Source organism: Cobetia sp. SIMBA_158 (assembly GCF_046566945.1).
GTDB classification, from domain to species: domain Bacteria; phylum Pseudomonadota; class Gammaproteobacteria; order Pseudomonadales; family Halomonadaceae; genus Cobetia; species Cobetia amphilecti.
Map to the genome: position 1 here is coordinate 344225 of NZ_JAWJYL010000001.1, position 18452 is coordinate 362676.

Annotated in this window: 15 protein-coding genes; 4 read left to right on the plus strand and 11 right to left on the minus strand. The window is 63.0% G+C overall.

Going from position 1 to position 18452, the window contains the following annotated elements; translation table 11 throughout:
• Positions 1-187: 187 nt before the first annotated feature.
• Positions 188-2836, plus strand: a complete 2649-nt coding sequence (gene ppc / locus R2R70_RS01490; protein WP_043331859.1) for a phosphoenolpyruvate carboxylase — start codon at positions 188-190, stop codon at positions 2834-2836.
• A gap of 204 nt (positions 2837-3040) precedes the next feature.
• Here the strand turns inward: ppc and R2R70_RS01495 are convergent, their stop codons facing one another.
• From R2R70_RS01495 to R2R70_RS01530, 8 genes are all read right to left on the minus strand, one after another.
• The gene (locus R2R70_RS01495; protein WP_410977024.1) at positions 3041-4087 is read right to left on the minus strand and encodes an asparaginase; all 1047 of its coding nucleotides are present in this window, start codon (positions 4085-4087) and stop codon (positions 3041-3043) included.
• 102 nt (positions 4088-4189) lie between these two features.
• Entirely contained in the window at positions 4190-4849 is a 660-nt protein-coding gene (gene pcp / locus R2R70_RS01500) for a pyroglutamyl-peptidase I (RefSeq protein WP_410977025.1), read from the minus strand.
• A gap of 76 nt (positions 4850-4925) precedes the next feature.
• Positions 4926-5837, minus strand: a complete 912-nt coding sequence (locus tag R2R70_RS01505; protein WP_043331855.1) for a DUF979 domain-containing protein — start codon at positions 5835-5837, stop codon at positions 4926-4928.
• On the minus strand, positions 5834-6607 hold the full coding sequence (locus tag R2R70_RS01510; protein ID WP_279836767.1) for a DUF969 domain-containing protein: 774 nt from the start codon (positions 6605-6607) through the stop codon (positions 5834-5836). Before R2R70_RS01510 ends, R2R70_RS01505 begins: the two co-directional genes overlap by 4 nt.
• 367 nt (positions 6608-6974) lie before the next feature.
• Entirely contained in the window at positions 6975-8165 is a 1191-nt protein-coding gene (locus R2R70_RS01515) for an MFS transporter (protein WP_410977026.1), read from the minus strand.
• Positions 8166-8358: 193 nt separating this feature from the next.
• Positions 8359-8973, minus strand: coding sequence for a hypothetical protein (locus R2R70_RS01520; protein WP_410977027.1), 615 nt, complete (start codon positions 8971-8973; stop codon positions 8359-8361).
• A 250-nt stretch (positions 8974-9223) separates the two neighbouring features.
• Positions 9224-9838 carry a CBS domain-containing protein gene (locus tag R2R70_RS01525; RefSeq protein WP_043331851.1) on the minus strand — a complete coding sequence of 205 codons (615 nt, stop codon included), beginning with the start codon at positions 9836-9838 and terminating at the stop codon, positions 9224-9226.
• 344 nt (positions 9839-10182) lie between these two features.
• A complete protein-coding gene (locus R2R70_RS01530) occupies positions 10183-10683 on the minus strand; it encodes a hypothetical protein (protein WP_131431471.1) in 501 nt (166 codons plus the stop codon).
• 710 nt (positions 10684-11393) lie between these two features.
• On the opposite strand from R2R70_RS01530, the gene R2R70_RS01535 reads away from it, so the two are divergent.
• The 3 genes from R2R70_RS01535 (at position 11394) to R2R70_RS01545 (ending at position 14228) form a co-directional block, all read left to right on the plus strand.
• On the plus strand, positions 11394-12596 hold the full coding sequence (locus R2R70_RS01535; protein WP_410977028.1) for a GGDEF domain-containing protein: 1203 nt from the start codon (positions 11394-11396) through the stop codon (positions 12594-12596).
• 87 nt (positions 12597-12683) lie between these two features.
• On the plus strand, positions 12684-13319 hold the full coding sequence (locus tag R2R70_RS01540) for a hypothetical protein (RefSeq protein ID WP_410977029.1): 636 nt from the start codon (positions 12684-12686) through the stop codon (positions 13317-13319).
• A 369-nt stretch (positions 13320-13688) separates the two neighbouring features.
• On the plus strand, positions 13689-14228 hold the full coding sequence (locus tag R2R70_RS01545; protein ID WP_043331847.1) for a glycine zipper 2TM domain-containing protein: 540 nt from the start codon (positions 13689-13691) through the stop codon (positions 14226-14228).
• 134 nt (positions 14229-14362) lie between these two features.
• Here R2R70_RS01545 and R2R70_RS01550 read toward each other — a convergent pair whose 3' ends face one another.
• Genes R2R70_RS01550 through R2R70_RS01560 form a run of 3 tightly spaced genes read right to left on the minus strand, consistent with a single transcriptional unit; the run spans position 14363 to position 18206 of the window.
• The gene (locus tag R2R70_RS01550) at positions 14363-15061 is read right to left on the minus strand and encodes a membrane integrity-associated transporter subunit PqiC (protein WP_410977030.1); all 699 of its coding nucleotides are present in this window, start codon (positions 15059-15061) and stop codon (positions 14363-14365) included.
• A gap of 11 nt (positions 15062-15072) precedes the next feature.
• On the minus strand, positions 15073-16707 hold the full coding sequence (pqiB, locus tag R2R70_RS01555) for an intermembrane transport protein PqiB (protein WP_410977031.1): 1635 nt from the start codon (positions 16705-16707) through the stop codon (positions 15073-15075).
• Positions 16704-18206 carry a PqiA/YebS family transporter subunit gene (locus R2R70_RS01560; protein ID WP_410977032.1) on the minus strand — a complete coding sequence of 501 codons (1503 nt, stop codon included), beginning with the start codon at positions 18204-18206 and terminating at the stop codon, positions 16704-16706. Before R2R70_RS01560 ends, pqiB begins: the two co-directional genes overlap by 4 nt.
• Positions 18207-18452 lie beyond the last annotated feature (246 nt).

An 18452-nucleotide genomic window follows, 5' to 3' on the forward strand; every position in this document is an offset into this window, starting at 1 on the left:
GCTGCGCCGCGGGTCTTTCCGTTTCGCGCCAGTGTCTTCACCAGCGCCAGACCGGTGTCTTCCCTCAGTCGGTTGTCATCAGGTGTCTTTGCGCAATGAGGGAATCTGTTGTCAGCTATCTGACTGTGTGCCCCTGGTGACAGGGGAAGATGACCGCGGCAGCACCGTCACTCCCAAGGAGGGTTTCATGAGTCACGACTTGCATGAATCGTTGCGCGATAACGTGCGTATTCTCGGTGACAACCTCGGCCAGACCATCGCGGCCGACCTCGGCGATGACTTCGTCGCACGCATCGAGCGCATCCGCGCCCTGGCCAAACAGGGCCAGCAGGGCGATCAGGCCGCCCGTCATGAGCTGATCGACTATCTTCGTGATCTGCCGGATGGTGATCTGCTGCCGGTCACCCGGGCGTTCAACCAGTTTCTGAATCTTTCCAACATCGCCGAGCAGCACTACCGTGGCCGCTTCAAGCGCGTCGAGGACTATCGTCCCGGCAGCCAGCCGGACCTCGGCGAGCTGATCACGCGCATTCGCGAGCGTGGCTTCAGTGCGCAGAAGATCGTCGAGGAGCTCTCGGCGATGCGTGTCGAGCTGGTGCTGACGGCGCACCCGACGGAAGTCATCCGCCGCACCCTGATCCAGAAATACGATGCCATCGAGGGCTGTCTGACCCAGATGGAAGGCGCCTGTGATCGCCCGGAACAGGCGACCCTCGCGCGTGCACGTCTGACCGAGCTGATAAGCCAGGCCTGGCACACCGACGAGATCCGCCACGAGCGTCCGACGCCGGTGGATGAGGCCAAGTGGGGCTTTGCCACCATCGAGAACTCGCTGTGGCAAGCGGTACCGGACTTCCACCGTCAGCTTGACGAGATGACGCTGGACGCCGCCGGCGAGCGTCTGCCGCTGGACGCCGCGCCGATCTGCTTCGCTTCCTGGATGGGCGGTGACCGCGACGGCAACCCCAATGTAACCGCCAGCGTGACGCGGACCGTGCTGCTGCTGGGACGTTGGATGGCAGCGGACCTTTACCTTCGCGACCTCGAACAGCTCAAGTCGGAGCTGTCGATGTGGAAGTGCACGGCCGCCCTGCGTGCCGAGGCCGGCGATGTGGCTGAACCCTATCGCGAGATCTTGCGCCGCCTGATCCTGCGCATGGAAAGCACGCGTGACTGGGCCAAGGCGGGTCTGGACGGCAAGCGCCATGAAGGTGTCGATATCATCGAGACCCGTGAGCAGCTGTATACGCCGCTGCTGGCCTGCTACCGCTCGCTGTGCGATGTGGGGCTGGACACCATCGCCAACGGCGCACTGCTCGACACCCTGCGCCGCGTGGCCTGTTTCGGTGTCACCCTGACCAAGCTCGATATCCGCCAGGAAAGTACGCGTCACGCGCAGGTCTTCGACGAACTGAGTCAGACGCTGGGACTGGGCAGTTATTTCGAGTGGGACGAGCAGCAGCGCTGTGACTTCCTCACCAAGGAGTTGGCTGGCCGTCGCCCGCTGATCCCGCGCCATTGGGAATGCTCCACCGACACGCGCGAGGTGCTGGATACCTTCAAGGTCATCGCGCGCGAGCATCGCGAGGCACTGGGCACCTACATCATCTCGATGGCCGGTCAGGCCTCCGATGTGCTGGCGGTGGCACTGTTGATGAAGGAGATCGGCGGTGATGTGCGCCTGCCGATCGCGCCGCTGTTCGAGACGCTGGATGATCTGGACCGCTCAGGCCCCGTCATCGACACGCTGCTGGGCATGCCGATCTATCGCGAGCAGGCCGGCGACCGTCAGGAAGTGATGATCGGTTACTCCGACTCCGCCAAGGACGCCGGCCAGCTGGCGGCTGCCTGGGCACAGTACCGTGCTCAGGAAACGCTGGTGGAAGTCACCAAGCGTCACGGTGTCGAACTGACCCTGTTCCACGGCCGTGGTGGTACGGTCGGTCGTGGCGGCGGCCCGGCGCATGCGGCGATCCTGTCCCAGCCGCCGGGCTCGGTGACCGGCTCGCTGCGTGTCACCGAGCAGGGCGAGATGATTCGCTTCAAGTTCGGTCTGCCGGACATCGCCAGCCGCTCGATGGAGATCTATGTCTGCGCGGTGCTGGAAGCCAGCATGCTGCCGCCGCCGGCGCCCAAGCAGCAATGGCGTGACGAGATGGATCGCCTGGCCGGTATCGCGCACAAGGCCTATGTGGGCGTGGTGCGTGAAGACCCGAACTTCGTGCCGTACTTCCGCTCGGTAACACCGGAAACCGCACTGGCACGCCTGCCGCTGGGCTCACGCCCCGCCAAGCGTCGTCAGGATGGTGGCGTCGAGACGCTGCGCGCGATCCCGTGGATCTTCGCCTGGACCCAGATTCGTCTGATGCTGCCCGCCTGGCTCGGCAGTGGCGAGGCCTTCGCCACGCGCATGCAGGAAGAGGGCGGCCTGGAAGTGCTGCGCGAGATGATGAACGACTGGCCGTTCTTCTCCACCTACGTCGACATGCTCGAAATGCTGCTCTCCAAGGCCGACCTCTCGACGGCGGCCTACTACGAGCAGCGCCTGGTCGATGAGCCGGCCCTGAAGGCGCTGGGGCAATCGCTGCGTGATCGTCTCGAGCGCCTGGAGAAGGTGGTGCTGGAGATCCGCGATCAACAGGCACTGCTTGAGCATATGCCGCTGATCCGTCAGGCCATCGATGTGCGCAACCCTTACATCGACCCGCTGCATGGTCTGCAGGCCGAGCTGCTGCAGCGTAACCGCGACGCCGATGGTGCCATCTCCGCCGAGCTGTCACGCGCGCTGATGGTGACCATGGCCGGTATCTCCGCCGGTCTGCGCAACACCGGTTGATCCGACTGGCTCTGCCGATTAGCGCCTTGGCATGAAGGATTAGCCAAGGCCTATCAGCGCAAACAGAAAGCCCCCGTCAGGTACGCCTGACGGGGGCTTTCTGTTATCTATCAGTCAACGCTGAAGGCTGGTTTGCGCCCTGATCAGTGACAAGAGTTCAGCGCTCAGCGACAAGAGTTCAGCGACGCGCGGGGTCGCCAGGACTCACAGCAGGCCGCTGGCGCGCTCGCCTACCAAGGGCATCAGGAAGCGTTCCCGCTGCCAGTCCTCATCCTGATCGAGCGCCACCAGATGCAGCAGTTTGGTGAAGGCCGCTTCCAGCGTCATGTCGTCGCCTGACAGCACGCCGACAGTGGCCAGGCCTGCGCCGGCCGCATAGTGGCCGATAGTGACCGGCCCGTGCGGACATTGGCTGATACCGGCCAGCAGCTTGCCTTCGCCACGCACATCGGCCAATACCCCCAGAAGCTCGCCGTCTTCCGGCAGATTGCCGCTGCCCCACAGCTCCAGCACGGCGCCCTTGACCTCGGGGCGCATCAACTGCACACGCACGCTCTCGGCGCTGATGCCGGGGTAGAGCGGCAGGCGAATGATGCTGTCCTTGCCGAGGCGAGCATAGTCGGGCAGCTCGAAAGCGGGGCCTTGGTCATCCATCAGGCGGCCGGGGTAGAGCACGACGCGGTCATCGACCCATTCACCCAGCAGCGGCGCATTGGGCGTGGTGAAGCCGCGGTGGTCCTGGGTGTACCACTTGCGGGTGCACACGCCACGCAGCAACTGTCCGCCGAAGGCGACCACGACTTCATTGAGGGTCGGCTGGGCGGCGGCGGTGAGTGCCAGCTCGACATTGCCCAGCGCGTCACTGTGCTCGGCCTCCAGCGGCAACTGTGCGCCACTGACGATCACCGGGCGTGCGGTGCCCTTGAGCTGGAAGGCGAGGCTGGAGGCCGTCCAGGCCAGGGTGTCGGTGCCCTGCAGGACGACGAAGCCATCGAAGCTGTCGTAGGCGTCCGCGATCTGGCTGGCGATGGTGTGCCAGTCCGCCGGTGTCGCGGAGGAGGAGTCGATCAGCTGCGGAAACTCGCGCAGGGTGAAGGCGGGCAGACGGCCACGACGGCTGGGGGGCAGTTGTTCCAGTGCTGCGCGCAGACGTGAATCGAAGTCACCGGCAGGTACCAGTCCTTGTTCACTTTCCACCATGCCCAGCGTGCCGCCGGTATACAGCACCAGGATGTGCGTCTCGGGAGTCATCGTGTCCACCTGCCAGAAATGGGAAAGCCGGCATTGTAACGCATGCCGGCTTGCAGGGGAGCTGTCGGAGTCGGGCGTTCAGCCGCGACGCGATGGGGGCGCTCAGCTGATATTGCCACCGCCGATACGCGCATCCTTGTGATGGGACATGGCGCTGATGCACATCACCCGTACGCCTTCGAGCATGCTTTCAAGACTCATGGTCGGCAGGCGGCCATCGACACTCTGCTCGGGCAGCGCCGGGATATGCACGAAGCCGGAGCGGATGGGGCTATCCGCCAGATGACGCTGCACCCCATAGAACAGGTGGTTGCAGACGAAGGTGCCTGCCGTGTAGGAGACGCTGGCGGGAAGGCCTGCCGCCTGGAGGTCGTTGACCATCGCCTTGATCGGCAGGGTGGTGAAACAGCCATCCGGACCGTCGGCCTCGATGGGCTCATCCACCGGCTGGTGGCCGCCGTTGTCCTTGATGCGATAGTCATCCAGGTTGATGGCGACCCGCTCCGGCGTGATGGCGCTGCGACCGCTGGCCTGACCGAGCATGATCACGGTGTCAGGGGCGTGCTGGCCGATGGCCTCGATGACGCTGTCAATCGCGGCGTAGCGTGTCACCGGCACCCGGCAGGTGATGATCTCGAAGCGCTCATCGGGCTGGTCGTGCATGGCCAGTGTCTGGCCGTCCAGTTGTTCGATGATCTTGAGGGCGGGATTGACGCTATCCGTGCCGAAGGGCTCGAAGCCGCAGAGTAGCAGACGACGCATGATGAAATTCCTTGGCTGGCATCGATCACCGCGGGTCACTGCTGGCGGTGATCGATGCGCGGGTAAGAGTGGGAGATCAGAAGGCCAGCAGCAGCATCAGGCTGATGTTGGCGGCCAGCATGACCAGCGCAGGCAGTATCTGTGCGCGAATGATGTGGTAGCGGTCATCCAGTTCCAGCAGGGCCGCCGGTACGATGTTGAAGTTGGCGGCCATCGGCGTCATCAGCGTGCCGCAGTAGCCGGACAGCATGCCCAGCACGCCGACGATGGCCGGGTTGCCGCCATGCAGCGCGATGACCAGCGGATAGCCGATGCCGGAGGTGATGACCGCAAAGGCCGCGAAGCCGTTGCCCATCAGCATGGTGAACACGGCCATGCCGACGCAGTAGGCAATCACGCAGGCGATCAGGCTGGTATCCGGCACCACGCTCGAGACCAGCCCGGCGATGGTCTGGCCGACGCCGGCCTGATCGAACAGCAAGCCAAGGGCGGCCAGGAATTGCGGCAGGATGGCGGCCCAGCCGATGGCATCGGCCAGACGGCGACCTTCCTGCATGCCGGTCGCCGGGCTCTCGCGCAGCAGCAGCAGCGCCACGGCAAAGGCCAGTACCGTCGCGACGCCCAGGCCGACCAGCGCACTCTGACCTGTCGTGAGGGTGTAAAGGAAGGTGCCGACCGGAATCACCAGTGCGGGGATGAACAGGCGCGACCCCAGACGCTTGCGGCGCGCCTGACGCGCCTCATCGCTCAACTGGCCGTAGTTGCCGAAGCCGAGCTGGCCGGTGGCGGCCAGCAGCGCCAGCGCCAGCATGGCAAGACCGACCACGACATCGGGCAGCCACTGACCAAATGCCAGGCTGATGCCGAAGATCATCCAGAAGGCGCTGGTGCCGAGTCTGCGCGGGTGATCACGATCGGTGAGCGTCAGGACGGCAAAGGCCATGATGGCGAAGCCGGTAATCAGGTAGAGAGCGTCGATACCGTTCATGAGTGGCTCTCCGTCGCAGAAGTGGTGAAGGTGTCCTTGCCCGGTGTCGCGTTGGCCTGGCCGGAGGGCTGGGGGTATTCCTCGCGCAACAGCTGTTGTTCACGGCGAATGCGCGCGTCCAGCCGGCGGCAGAGCACGAATACCACCACCAGTGACACCAGCGCGGTGGGAATGGCATACAGCGCCATGTCGGCCAGGCTGACGCTGGCGCCACTCTTGTCGAGCACGCTCTTGATCAGCAACAACCCGCCGGAAGCCACGAAGATCAGCTGGCTGAAGAAGTTGCCGAAGTTCTCGCTGACGGCATTCAGAACGCGGATGCGTTGGCTCAGGGCCTTGAAGCGTGGCGAGCTCAGCGCCTCTTCGGGGAGATCACGTTCGGCGGCGCCGACTGACATCGGGGCGACCAGCGGCCGGATCATCGCCGGGTGGCCACCGAGCTGCAGGCCGAAGGCATTGGTCGCCTTGCGCAGCACCAGGTAGCTGAAGGAGATGCGCCCGGCGCTGGCGGCCCGCAGTTTCTGGACCAGATGTTCGGCCTGATCGCGCAGTCCATTGCGTTCGAGCAGCCCGATCACCGGCAGGGTGATGATGAACAGCGAGACGGCGCGGTTGTCGGTAAAGGCCTGACCGAGCGCGGCGAGAATTTCAGTGGGTGACATGCCGGCCACCAGGCCGGAGGAGAAACCTGCCACCAGCACCACCAGCAGCGCATTGAGGCGCAGTGCCAGGCCGATGACGATGATGGCTACGCCGATCAATGACAGCATGAGGTGTCTCCCGAGCAGGGGGAGGACAATCGAATCCTTTCGAAGGACATGAGCATGTGCCTCTGGGTGTGAGATTGTTGTTATGAGGGTCTCGTTGCGAATCAGGTCGAACATTGTCTGGCTGGTTGACCATGGTCGAGCAGTTCGAACATGGCAGTGCCGTTCGAACATGGCAGGGCGCAATGTTCGTTGCTTTACAACGAGAACTCAGAGGGTAGAGCGACACCAGAGGAATCCAAATGAGACATTCGGAATATATAAATTTCAACGACAAGTAGCATCGATAAAATCTATCATCCAGGCATGGCTGACAGATAATATTGATGCCTTGGTGGGGCCTTGCCTCACCCCTTGAGGGGAGAAGATGTCAGCCATCGACCACTTCGGTGCTGCCATCCTCGCGCAGGCAGATACGGCGACGCCTGCCGACCTGGAAGCCAAGCATGGCGGCGCTCAGCAGGATCAGCGCGAACAGCGACGCGATCACGTGCAGGTCGGCCGTGATTTCCAGCAGAATGCCGACGGCGAGTGGCCCGAGGGCGGCCAGCATGTAGCCGGTGCCTTGTGCCATGCCGGAGAGGGCGCCCGCCAGACGTGCATCGGAGGTGCGCAGCACCAGCAGCGTCAATGCCATCGAGAAGCTGCCCCCCTGGCCGAAACCGAGCAGCACGGCGAACAGCCAGCGCAGGGACAGCGGCCCGATCATCAGTCCCAGCAGGCCTATGGCGGTACAGGACAGCAGCAGCAGGATGGCGGGGCGCTGGTCGCGCCCCATGCGGCCGATCACGGGGGCCAACAGGGCGGTGAGCACCTGTGCCATTACCGAGGCGGCCATCAGCCAGCCGGATTCGATATCGCTCAGGCCGCGCTGCTGGAGCAGGAAAGGCAGCCAGCCAAAGACGATATAGGCCAGGGAAGACTGGCAGCCCATGAAGAAGGTGACCTGGCGGGCCAGCGGCAGGTGCCACAGGCGGGGGGTGGCCTGCTGATGGCTGGTCATCTTCTCTGGCCACGGGTGGGGCATGCTCAGGCGCCAGGCGGGAAGCGCGATCACCACAAGCAGCGCCCAGCAGGCCAATGAGGCTTGCCAGTTGTCGAGAAGATTGGCCAGTGGCACGCTGAGTCCCGCGGCCAGCGCCGCACCAAGACATAGCGCCATGGTGTACACGCCAGTGAACAGGTCGGCTCGCTCAGGATGCTCACGCTTGACGATGGCGGGCAGCAGGGTGCCGGCGACACCGATGCTGCCACCACATAACAGGGTGCCGAGATAGAGCAGCAGCGCCATGTCACTGGCCCGCAACCACAGGGCGATGCCGAGAGTGACCAGGGCAAGGCTGAGGGTGCGCTCTACCCCCAGGCGGCGGGCCAGGCGCGGCGCCAGTGGGGCGAATAGTCCCAGGCAGACGACGGGCAGTGTGGTGAGAAGGCCCGCTGCCAGCGTGCTCAGGCCCAGGTCTTGGGTGATGCGATCCAGCAGGGGTGCCAGAGATGACAGCGCCGGACGCAGGTTCAGGGCGACCAGAATCAGGATGAGCAGGAATAGGGATGCTGGCATTCGGCGCATGAGGAAACCTGAACGAGAGGACAGGTCTGTGAGAATACCGGCATATGCTCAAGCTGTCTTGCCGCGAGCCGTTCTTCCTCGAACCGGGCCCTGGACAGCAGAACGCTCGGCAATTGCCGAGCGTTCTGTCTCAATACATCTGTCTTGGCTCAATGTCCCCGTCGCGATGCGCCGCTCCTGTGCCTCAGTACTTGGGCTCAAGCTCCAGCTCGCGTGTCGGGCTGTCGATCCTGCGTGCTGCCGCGCGTTGACGCGTCGTGGCGCCGTCGGCATGCACGTCATGACCGCGTGGAGCGACATTGCGCCATGCGGGCGTCTTCTGCAGGCGCTCGGCATTGGCGCGTGCCGTATTGGAGACTGGTTGGCGACTCGCCTTGGCGCGAATCAGGGTCATGTCCTCGGTGCTCAGCAGCATGCCCCGGGGCGTGCGCTCCAGCACGAGGTGGCCGCGGAAGTGCCAGCAGCGCATGGGGGTATGCGCGACACGATAGCGATGGCCAGCCACCTCCAGCGAGATGGCTTCCTTCGGCTGGCAGCCAAGGGGGTGCAGAGTCACTTCCTCCAGCAGCACCAGACGATTGAAGTCATCCGGCTGAAGTACCTGATTGCCATCATGCATGCGCACCGGGAAGGCATGGTTGTCACGCTGCAGCTCACGCCGCTTGTGACTGACGCTGCCGTTGCCTTCCACGATGCCGGCACCACACACATGCACGAGCTCGCCATCAATCTGTTTGATGACGAGCACCTCGACGTGGCGCTGCTTGAAAAGATGATCACGCAGTGAGCGTAATGGCATGGCTGAAGTCCTCATCTACACCATCCGTTGGCTGAGTATATCCGTCAGAGCCCGAGTCATCTCTCTGACCGACAGGCGCTTCCATGCTGCCTGTCATGTGATATCTCGCGCTGATAGCCACATCATACGCCGTTTGTGAGCATTTTTCCCGAATCAAGCACCAGTCTGGGGATAAACCATCTTGTCAGGACGCGGCTCCATGACGCCTCTGTCAGCCAGATGACTGAGGACACTGCCTACCCTTGTCGGGTCACTCGTACTTGCCCAGCACGGCCCGGCAGATATCAGCGAAATTGCGTGCTTCCGGCGGGTGCTCCAGATCGAGCCCCAAGGCCTTGCCGACACGGGAGGCGGCGACCAGACCGCGCACGCTGGGTTTGCCATCGTCGCCCTGCTCGGTCACCAGCAGGTGGGATTCGCCGCTCTGACGCAGTGTCTCGACCAGGTCCCCGACGCGGGCGCGCTTGAGCACGGCGAGAGGAATGCCCTGCAGCTCCGCGCGGGGTATCTGCACCATGTCGGTAGTGACTTCGTCGCGCTGAACATTGAAGCGGGTCATGGCGCGCATCACGACTCGGCCACCCTGCAGCTCACGCGAGGTCACCACACCGGTGAAGGTGCCATCATGATCGTGGACCAGCAGCAGGCGCACCCCTGCCTGTTTCATGGTCGCCAGTGCCTGACCGATGGAGGCGCTGCCCTGAATGCTGCGACCGGCGGTGACGGCAAAGTCCGTCACCAGTTCACTGGCCGGGCTATCCATGGTGATATCGCCGATCGGCTGCAAAGGCAGACGAGCGGAGGTGACATGAGAGAGTGTTTCGACGTCGAGGGTATGGTAAGCCGACGGTGCAATGGCATTCATGGACTGACTCCTGTAATCAGATGACGAGCATGTTCTGCGTACTATGAGTCAGGCGAGGGCCAGGAGTTTCCTGCACGATGGGTAACCCCAGGTTGCTACTGTCGCAACAGTGACAGGATTTTCGGTCCATGAGGTCAATATTTGCTGCAATCTGTGCGAGATGGGAAATGGATAGATTCCATTTAGGAAACAAAGGCTGCGCTCGGCAGGCCGACACTGGCATGAGTCAGCAGCCTCCTTGCCCCTGACAGCAATGATGCCCACTGCACGAGGCGAGTGGGCATCATTGAGCCGATTCAGGGAGTTATCCCTTCATCAGGGGCTGGCGTACACGCCCGGGCGCATCACACCCACTGCTTGAGGTCGCCGCGTACGGCATCCAGGAAGGTGATGAAGTCCGTCTGGTCATCGGCGTCGCAACGGTCCACCTTGCAGGCCAGCTTCATCTTGGTGCCGGCGACGATTTCGTCATACACCTCGAGCGTGAGTTTCTCGACGCTGGCATCGGCGGGTTCCTGCTCGCCATCCAGCAGGCTGAACGTCGTCATCAGCGTGCCGCGAAGACGCGTGGTGCCGCCTTCCGCGACCACACGACGCACTTTGAGCCAGCCTTCGCGCACCATGATCTCACCCTGCGCATCGCGTTGCTTGTAGATGGTGCGATAGCATGCATTCTCGGAGACGCCCTTGGCGGCCATGCTTTCATAGGCCTTGATCATGCGCGTCGCCATGGTGCCAGCTTCTGCGATCTTGCGGCGGGCAGCACGATGTTCACGTTCCAGGCGGTCTTGCTTGGAGAAACGCTGCCACAGGTGGAAGTCGCGTGTCAGAGTGGTCGCGTCCATTACAGTCTCTCTTCTCTAAAAGCGGCGGGGAAAAGTGGGTGACGGCTACTGCCATGTCCAGGCGCTGATGGTGTCACGAAGGCGGGCGATTGTCTGCCCGGTTCTTGTCTCTGACGTCGAGGAGGGCCCGAGTGTCAGGTGGTCCGGGTCATGCAGGCTGGTGGCGAGATGTCAGCATTGCCATGCTCAAGAGTACCATTGACTGGTCACGGACTTTTTCCAGCCCGGTCATCATCACGACTGAATCTAGGGCTTAAATCTTCTCTGAACTACTCTGCAAGTCACCCACAAGGCCCACTTTGTGAGAATCTTCGACTGCTGATCCTCGAGATTGCTGATGCTTCACGCTCACGACCTTACTACGTGAGTCACGCCGTTCAGGCGGAATTGCTAGTGTCGAAGAGTACAGCTTGCGGTGCATCGCGGGCCATGTGCCTGGCTGCGCTGCATGCCTTGTAGGGTGCGCAATGAAAGTGGCTGTCACGTTTGGTACAGCAGCGTGAGATAGAATTGAGCAGGTCAAATCATCAGGTAGCGTGCAGCGGGGGCACAAGGGAAGTGCCATAAATGAGGAAGGAATCATGGCGAAAGCAGATCGCCGTCGCAAAGCGGGAAGTCGGCAGGGTGTCTTGCGCACGGTAAACATGAAGTGGCGGTGGCCAGCTCCGGCGGGGCTGGCTGAGCGGCACCTCGTGCTTTATCAGTTGTTCATGTGGATCTATATCAGTGCGCTCGGCTGTCAGCTGGGCTACTTCGCTCTGCTGGGCCTGCAGCCTTATCCGCAGCCGGTGGTGATCAATGTCATCGGCGTCCTGCTCAACGTCTTGGCCATCATGTTCCACCGCAAGGGGTACATGAATACCGCGTTGCTGTTGCTGGTAGTGCCGATGTCAGCCAAGGCGGCATGGTGGGAATACCAGTTCGGCGCCGAGGGTGGCTTCGAGTATTTCCATATCGTCGCCATCTTCTTCATCTGTATCGCGTCCTTGTCACGCATTCAACGGCTATTGTTCAGTGGTGTCCTGCTGCTGTTCTATATCGGCGCCCAATATCTCACCAGCCCGGTCTATATCGTCTCCTACGAGTTCATGTCGCTGGCCAGTGTCGTCAACCTGGTGATTTCCGTCACCTTCATCGCGGTGGTGGCCGTGCAGATCGGGTGGGAGGCTGAGCAGCGCGAGAAGCGTTACCGTCGTGACTTGCGTCATGACCAGTTGACGGGGGCGCTGTCTCGTTTTGCCTTGCTGGAAGAGGGGCCGCGTCTGCTGAGTCGTGGTGGCCTGGGAGTGCTGATGATCGATGTCGATCACTTCAAGGCCATCAACGATACGCAAGGGCATGCGATTGGCGATGAGGTGCTGATAGAGCTGACGCAACGGCTGCGTCACCACCTGCGCGGCAGTGACCAGTTGTGTCGCCAGGGGGGAGAAGAGTTCGTGGCCCTGTGCCCGACGGAGGACAGAGAAGGCCTCCAGCACGCAGCCGAACGCTTGCTGCTCTCGATCAACAGTCGTGCCTTCACACTGAGCAACGGCCAGCTGCTGCGGGTCACCATCAGTATCGGGGTGGCCCAGGGCGGACCGGCCGCTTGCGCGGAATCACTGCTGCCGGACCTTCTGCAGCGTGCCGATCAGGCCATGTACCGTGCCAAGCGCGAAGGGCGCAATCGGGTGGTCACCGTCTGGGATACGCCCGATCACGGCGCAGCCAGTCTCGATCAGATCGAGCCGCCTGATCACGACCACCGCCCCGATCACGGCCACAGCCACGACAGGCTGGCCATGCCAGGCATGCCGCCATTGGACACTCCGGGCGATGGATCAGGCGAAGCGGCCTCGACCCCCAGCCGCTCTGATGTCAGTCACCATGACGATGTGCAGACCGCCGATGAGGTCTATCAGTGGAAGCGCTGACGCAAGGATGATGGCTTTGCCATTTCATTTCATTGGGCGTGATATCCGTGCGTGATCCACGCTCTCACCAAGCGGAGAGACAAGTTGATGATGGATTCCTGTGGCAGCGTTTCACGCCAGATGTCGCGCCGGCTCTTGCGGGGACTGCTGGTGGCGACGCTGGTCAGTGGTATGCCGCTTGCGGCGGTTCAGGCGGAGGAGTCGCCGAATGCTGCAGCGTCTTCGAGTGACGGGCAGGCGTCTCGGGCGCAAGTGATTGCCGACCCTGCGACACCTTCTCTGCCGCCTGCCGCCAAGGCCAACAACAGCATCTTTCGCTGTGTGCAGTCGGGGGTGCCCACCTGGCAGCAGCAGCCTTGCCAGCAGGGCGATACCCCCGTCACGCTGGATGATTCGCTGACGGTGGTGCCCGCCGCTGACGTGATAGAAGAGACTTCAGGCGAAGACCCGACCGCACAGCGCCTGGCGCGTGAGAAGGAGCGTGCCCTGGCTGCACGTGAGGAGAGTCAGCGCCAGTACCGCATTCGTTCAGCGCTGGATGATGGCTATCTGGTGCAGGGCATGAGCGAGGCTCAGGCCATCTCTTTGCTGGGCAAGCCCAGTGATATCAGCGAGACGATTGCCGATGACACGTCCTGCCGTCTGCTGAACTGGTGGGAAGATGTCCGCGTGCAGTTCTGCAACGATGAAGCCGTGTCCATCACGGCCAATCAGCTGGACTGAGTGACTTGCGGTCAGGGCCATCAAGGCAAGGGCCGGTGCGTGCTGAGGCGCTCGCACCGGCCCTGTTCGTCCTGTCCGACTCGTACAGCCCGCGTCAGCGCCATGACGATGAGCGGGGTTTTCTGGCCGGAAGTCTGCTTGCCAAGAAATTGCTAATATAAGGCATGATCTAGCGTAGAACCCGTCTTTTCCATGTCCGATGTTGCGAAATGGCGACGACCGGGTGGTGAAGTTGCCACATTACCGAGTTTATCGAACAGTGTTAGATTACTCTCCGAACGCAGCGGCCAGCCCCTAAAGTGTCATCCAGGGGCGTGGCTGACTGGCCGACGAGCCAGGCTGCAACACTATTCGGTGAGGAGAACACGCATGAACAAGTCCATCCTGATTGGCGCGATCGTGGCTGCACTGGGCATTGGCGGTGGAGTGGCGATCGGCAGCTATACGGCCAGCAACTCAGGCCCTGAATATGCCGATATCGTGGCGGTGGATGCCGTGACGGAAACCGTGACCACTCCGCGCGAGGTCTGTCACAACGAGACCGTGACGCATCAGGCGCCCAGCAAGGACACCCACAATGTCGTCGGCACGGCCGTCGGCGCGATCGTCGGCGGTGTGGTGGGCAATCAGTTTGGCGGTGGCAATGGCAAGAAGGTGCTGACAGCCGCGGGTGCCGTGGGTGGCGGTTATGCCGGCAACCAGATCCAGGGCCAGATGAAGAAGGGCGACACCTACACCACGACCGAACAGCGCTGCGAAACGGTGCAGGACGCGTCAGACAAGGTGGTCGGCTACGACGTCAAGGTCGACATGGGTGACGAGACCCGCACCGTGCGTCTCGAGGACAAGCCGGACGTGAAGCGCTTCGAGATCCGTGACGGTGAGCTGGTACTGCCCCAGCAAGGCTGAGGCCAGCTAACCGCCAGACAAGAAGACCCCCGACAGAATCCGTCGGGGGTCTTCTTTTTTTGGACATCCAGCTTTCTGGGTATCCAGCTTTTTGGGCATCCAGTCGCGCCCTGTTCTGTCAGACCGTCAGGTCGTCAGCTGGCATCCGCCGTGGCCGGCAGTGCCTTGGCGATCTCGCGTGCCAACTGCTCGCCGGTCACACGCCAGCCTTCGCCCAGGCTATTGACCAGCGCCGGATAGCCGTCATCCGTCAGGGGAGTCAGTGTCTGGATGTCGCCTTCCTCCAGCACGCTGCCATCCACGCCGCGCAGGCGCCAGCGACCGGTGATGACGGACTGGCCATCGTGGCGGCCGATGAAGCGATCCAGGCTTACGCTCAGGCGTGCGCCCTTGAGGCCGCTCAGGCTGGTGTCCGCGATACGGTACTGGCTCAGCGGTTGGGCGGGGCTGGCCTTGAGCTGCGTCAGCAGCTGGCGGGTCAGCATGTCCTGCAGGTCATCGGCCCACAGGTTCTGGCTGGCCTGTACCAGCGTGATGTCATCCGTCTGATAGACCAGACTGCCGCCTTCCAGGTAGCTGGCCAGTTGCACCGGCATCACTTCCAGCAGAGGGGCATCGGCGGCAACGCTGCGCTGGGCGGCATCAGCCTGTGTCGTTTGCGGCAGCAGGTAGGCGCCACCGGTGGCGGCAGTCGTGCAGCCCGCCAGTGTGCCGAGCATCAGCAAGCCTGCCATCAGGCCGCCGAAGCGGCCCTTGTGCGACGTTGAAGTGCGCGGTGAGGCAGACGCGCTGCACGCTTGCGGCATGGCGGCTGTGCGGGTCGAGAGACTCATGGCTGTCGTCATCATTGGGCCCTTGGAATCGGATCGCGAGTGGTCGGCTTGTCGAAGATCAGGCTGGAGGGATTCTTCTCCAGCGTGTCGAGCAGCGGTTCCGCCTTCTTGAGCACACGGTCCAGTCGTTCGAGATCGCCTTCCAGCTTGCGGTAGGCGGAAGAATCCGGTGTCAGACCATCCAGGGTGCGATTGAGGTTGTCGATGCTGGTGCTGATATCGCCCGGCAGTTTCTGTACCGCCTCGGAACCCAGCAGGCTGTCGACATGACCAGCCGTCTTGTCGAGGCGCTTGACCAGACTCTCGGAGGCCGACAGCGTCTTGTTCAGGTTGCTCAGTACCGGCTCGACATCGAGTGCATTGAGCTTGTCGAGCAGGGCATTGAGCTTGGCTTCCATCTGCGCCAGGCCTCCCGAGACGCTCGGCATGACCTCGATATCATCGAAGGTATCGGCCTTGTAGGGCGGCGGGTTGTCATAGAAGTCGAGATCGACGAACAGGGCGCCGGTTAGCAGGTTGCCGGATTTCAGCGTCGCGCGCATGCCACGCTTGAAGAGGCGCTCGAGGCGCTTCTTCCACTGCGCCACGCCTTCATCATCCACTTGCCCCTCGAGGCGTTCGGGCTCGATGCGAATCAGCACCGGAATCTCGAAGCTCGACAGCGTCCGCACGCGCTGGTGGGTCAGGCGATAGGGCACGCTGACCACGGTGCCAAGGCGCACGCCGCGGAATTCCACCGGCGCGCCGCGCGACAGGCCACGCACGGTATCGTCGACCATGATCACGTAGTCGATGGCCTGGTGGAAGCTGCCTTCACGGGCCTCTTCCTGGTCGGAGTACAGCGTGAAGGAGGTGTTCTCGACCACCGGACGACCACGCGGCAGGTCTTCGGGAATGCCGAAGGCCACCCCGCCGCTCAGTACGCTTTCCAGTGACCCGACATCGACCTGCAGGCCCTGGGAATCCAGGCGCAGGCTGACCCCGCTGGTGGACCAGAAGCGCGTGGTGGAGGTCACCAGCTCATGGTAGGGCGAGTCGATATACAGGGTGTAGTGCATTTCCTTCTCGCTGGGGCGGAACTCGCTGGATTCCACGCGCCCGACCACGAAGCCTTCGTAGGTGACGGGGTCGCCGTCGGAGAGCACGCTGCCATCGTTGCTGGTGAGGTCAATACGCAGTCCCTTGGCGTCCTGCGTCGTCACCGGCGGTTGCTCCAGCGCCACGAAGTGATCCTCCTCATCGCGACTGTCGCCGGGCTGAAGCTGGATATAGGCCCCCGACAGCACGGTGTTGAGGCCACTGATGCCCTCACGACCGATGCGCGGCTTCACGACCCAGAGCCGCGAGTCGGCATTGAGCATGCGCTCGCTGTCCTTGGACATGCGCGCGGTGACGATGGTCTTGTCGAGGTTGTCCGACAGACGCACGGATTCGACCTTGCCGACCTCGACATTCCGGGTCTTGATCAGGGTCTTGCCCGCCTCGATACCTTCCGCCGTCTCCATTTCGATCGTGATCAGCGGGCCACGGCTGGAGTAGTTGTGCCACACCATCCAGGCGCCGATCAGCAGGGCCACGATCGGGACTATCCAGATCGGCGAAAGGCGGCGTCGACTTTCACGACGTGCGCGAGAATCATCACTCATAAGTCATCCTGTGAGGCGGCAGCGGAAGGGGGATTGCGGGAGGCATTCGGGGTCGTGAATGGCGTCGTGAACGGAGGCGTGGTCTGCGAGGACGAAGCAAGAGACGCGGAGCCCGTCAGCGGCGTCAGCGGCAGATCACCGAACAGCGTGTTCGCCATCATCGCCTTCTCCGTCTCGGTGTCCCAGACAAGGCGTGGGTCGAAGCTCAACGCCGACAGCATCGTCAGCACCACCACGCAGGCAAAGGACAGCGCCGCGGGCCCCGGGTGGACCGACATCAGCGCGCCCAGCTGGATCAGCGCGGCCAGCAGCGCCACCACGAAGACATCGACCATTGACCAGCGCCCGACATATTCGGTGATGCGGTACAGGGTCACCCGTGCTCGCGCATGTTGCACCTCGGGGCGCTGGGCACTGATGCATAGCCAGGCGATGGCGATCATCTTCGAGGCCGGCACCAGGATGCTGGCGATGAAGATGACCATCGCGATGGGCCAGTCACCATGTGACCAGAGCACCACGATGCCACCGGCAATCGTCTGCGGGTCATTCTCCCCGAGACTGACCGTGGTCATGATCGGGAAGAGGTTGGCGGGGATGTACAAAATCGCCGCCGCGATCAGCCACGCCCAGGTGCGCTGCAGGCTCTGCGTCTTGCGCTGATGGACAGGGTCGCCACAGCGGCGGCAGTGGGTGTGCGCTTCCCGTTCACCGCAGGCGTTGATCAGGCCGCAGCTATGGCAACTGGCCAGTCCCTGCAAGGCGGCGCCGATGCCCGGCAACGTCCCGCTGGGGGCAGCTGGCTCGCCCGCCAGCGCGAACCACATGCGATCCCCATCGATGCTGGCCAGCGTCTTGGTCATCAGCAGGGCGAAGGCGCAGAACGCCCAGAAGGAAGGGCCGAAACTGATATCGGCCATGCCGGCGATCTTGACCAGGCTCACCATCACGCCGACCAGAAACACATCCGCCATCATCCACGGGCGCAGGTGGCTCAGGGTGCGCGCAATGCCGCGAATGCCCGGCAAGGGCAGTTTCAACCCGATGGCCGCATGGGTGTAGATGACGCCCAGCAGGTAGAGCGCCGGCAGCATCACGATGGTCAGGATCAGCAGCACGGCCAGGGAAGGATAGGACTCGGCCGTCAGGGCGGCGGGCGTATCGATCAGGCTGAGGCTTGCCGAGATGCCACTGGTGGCAAAGGCGATGAACTCGAAGGGCAGCGTCAGCACCAGCATCACCAGGCACGCCATCGCCAGTGCCAGGGTGCGTTGCACGGCATGGGCGTGGCGCTGGGCGAACAGATGATCGCAGCGCGGGCAGCGGGCGCGCTCGCCGGCCTTGAGCGCCGGCAGTGCCACGACGAGGTCGCAGCACTCGCAGGCACGCATCCGCCGCCGTGACACGCCTGACGTGACAGGCGCGAACACCTGCGGCGGATCACGGGTTTCAAAGGTACGCCGGGTGTAGCGGCGCAGGGCAGCAAGGGGACGAGGCATGTCGCTCCAGCGGGATCGGGTGGTGTATCGCCGTGCCACGCGTGTTCGGGGCATGCGCAGAGGCGTTGTCAGTCGCGGCTTGACCACGCCTGCGGCTGCGCTTTTAGGGAAGCGCTCTCGAGGATGCGCCGTCAGCGGTCTGGCCCCATGCACACGCGGCCCTGCGAAGGTATGGGAGCTGTGGAAGCACCAGGCCTGCGCAGGCAAACAGTGTTCGATAGTAGCATGATGCCGCAAAAGGCTGAT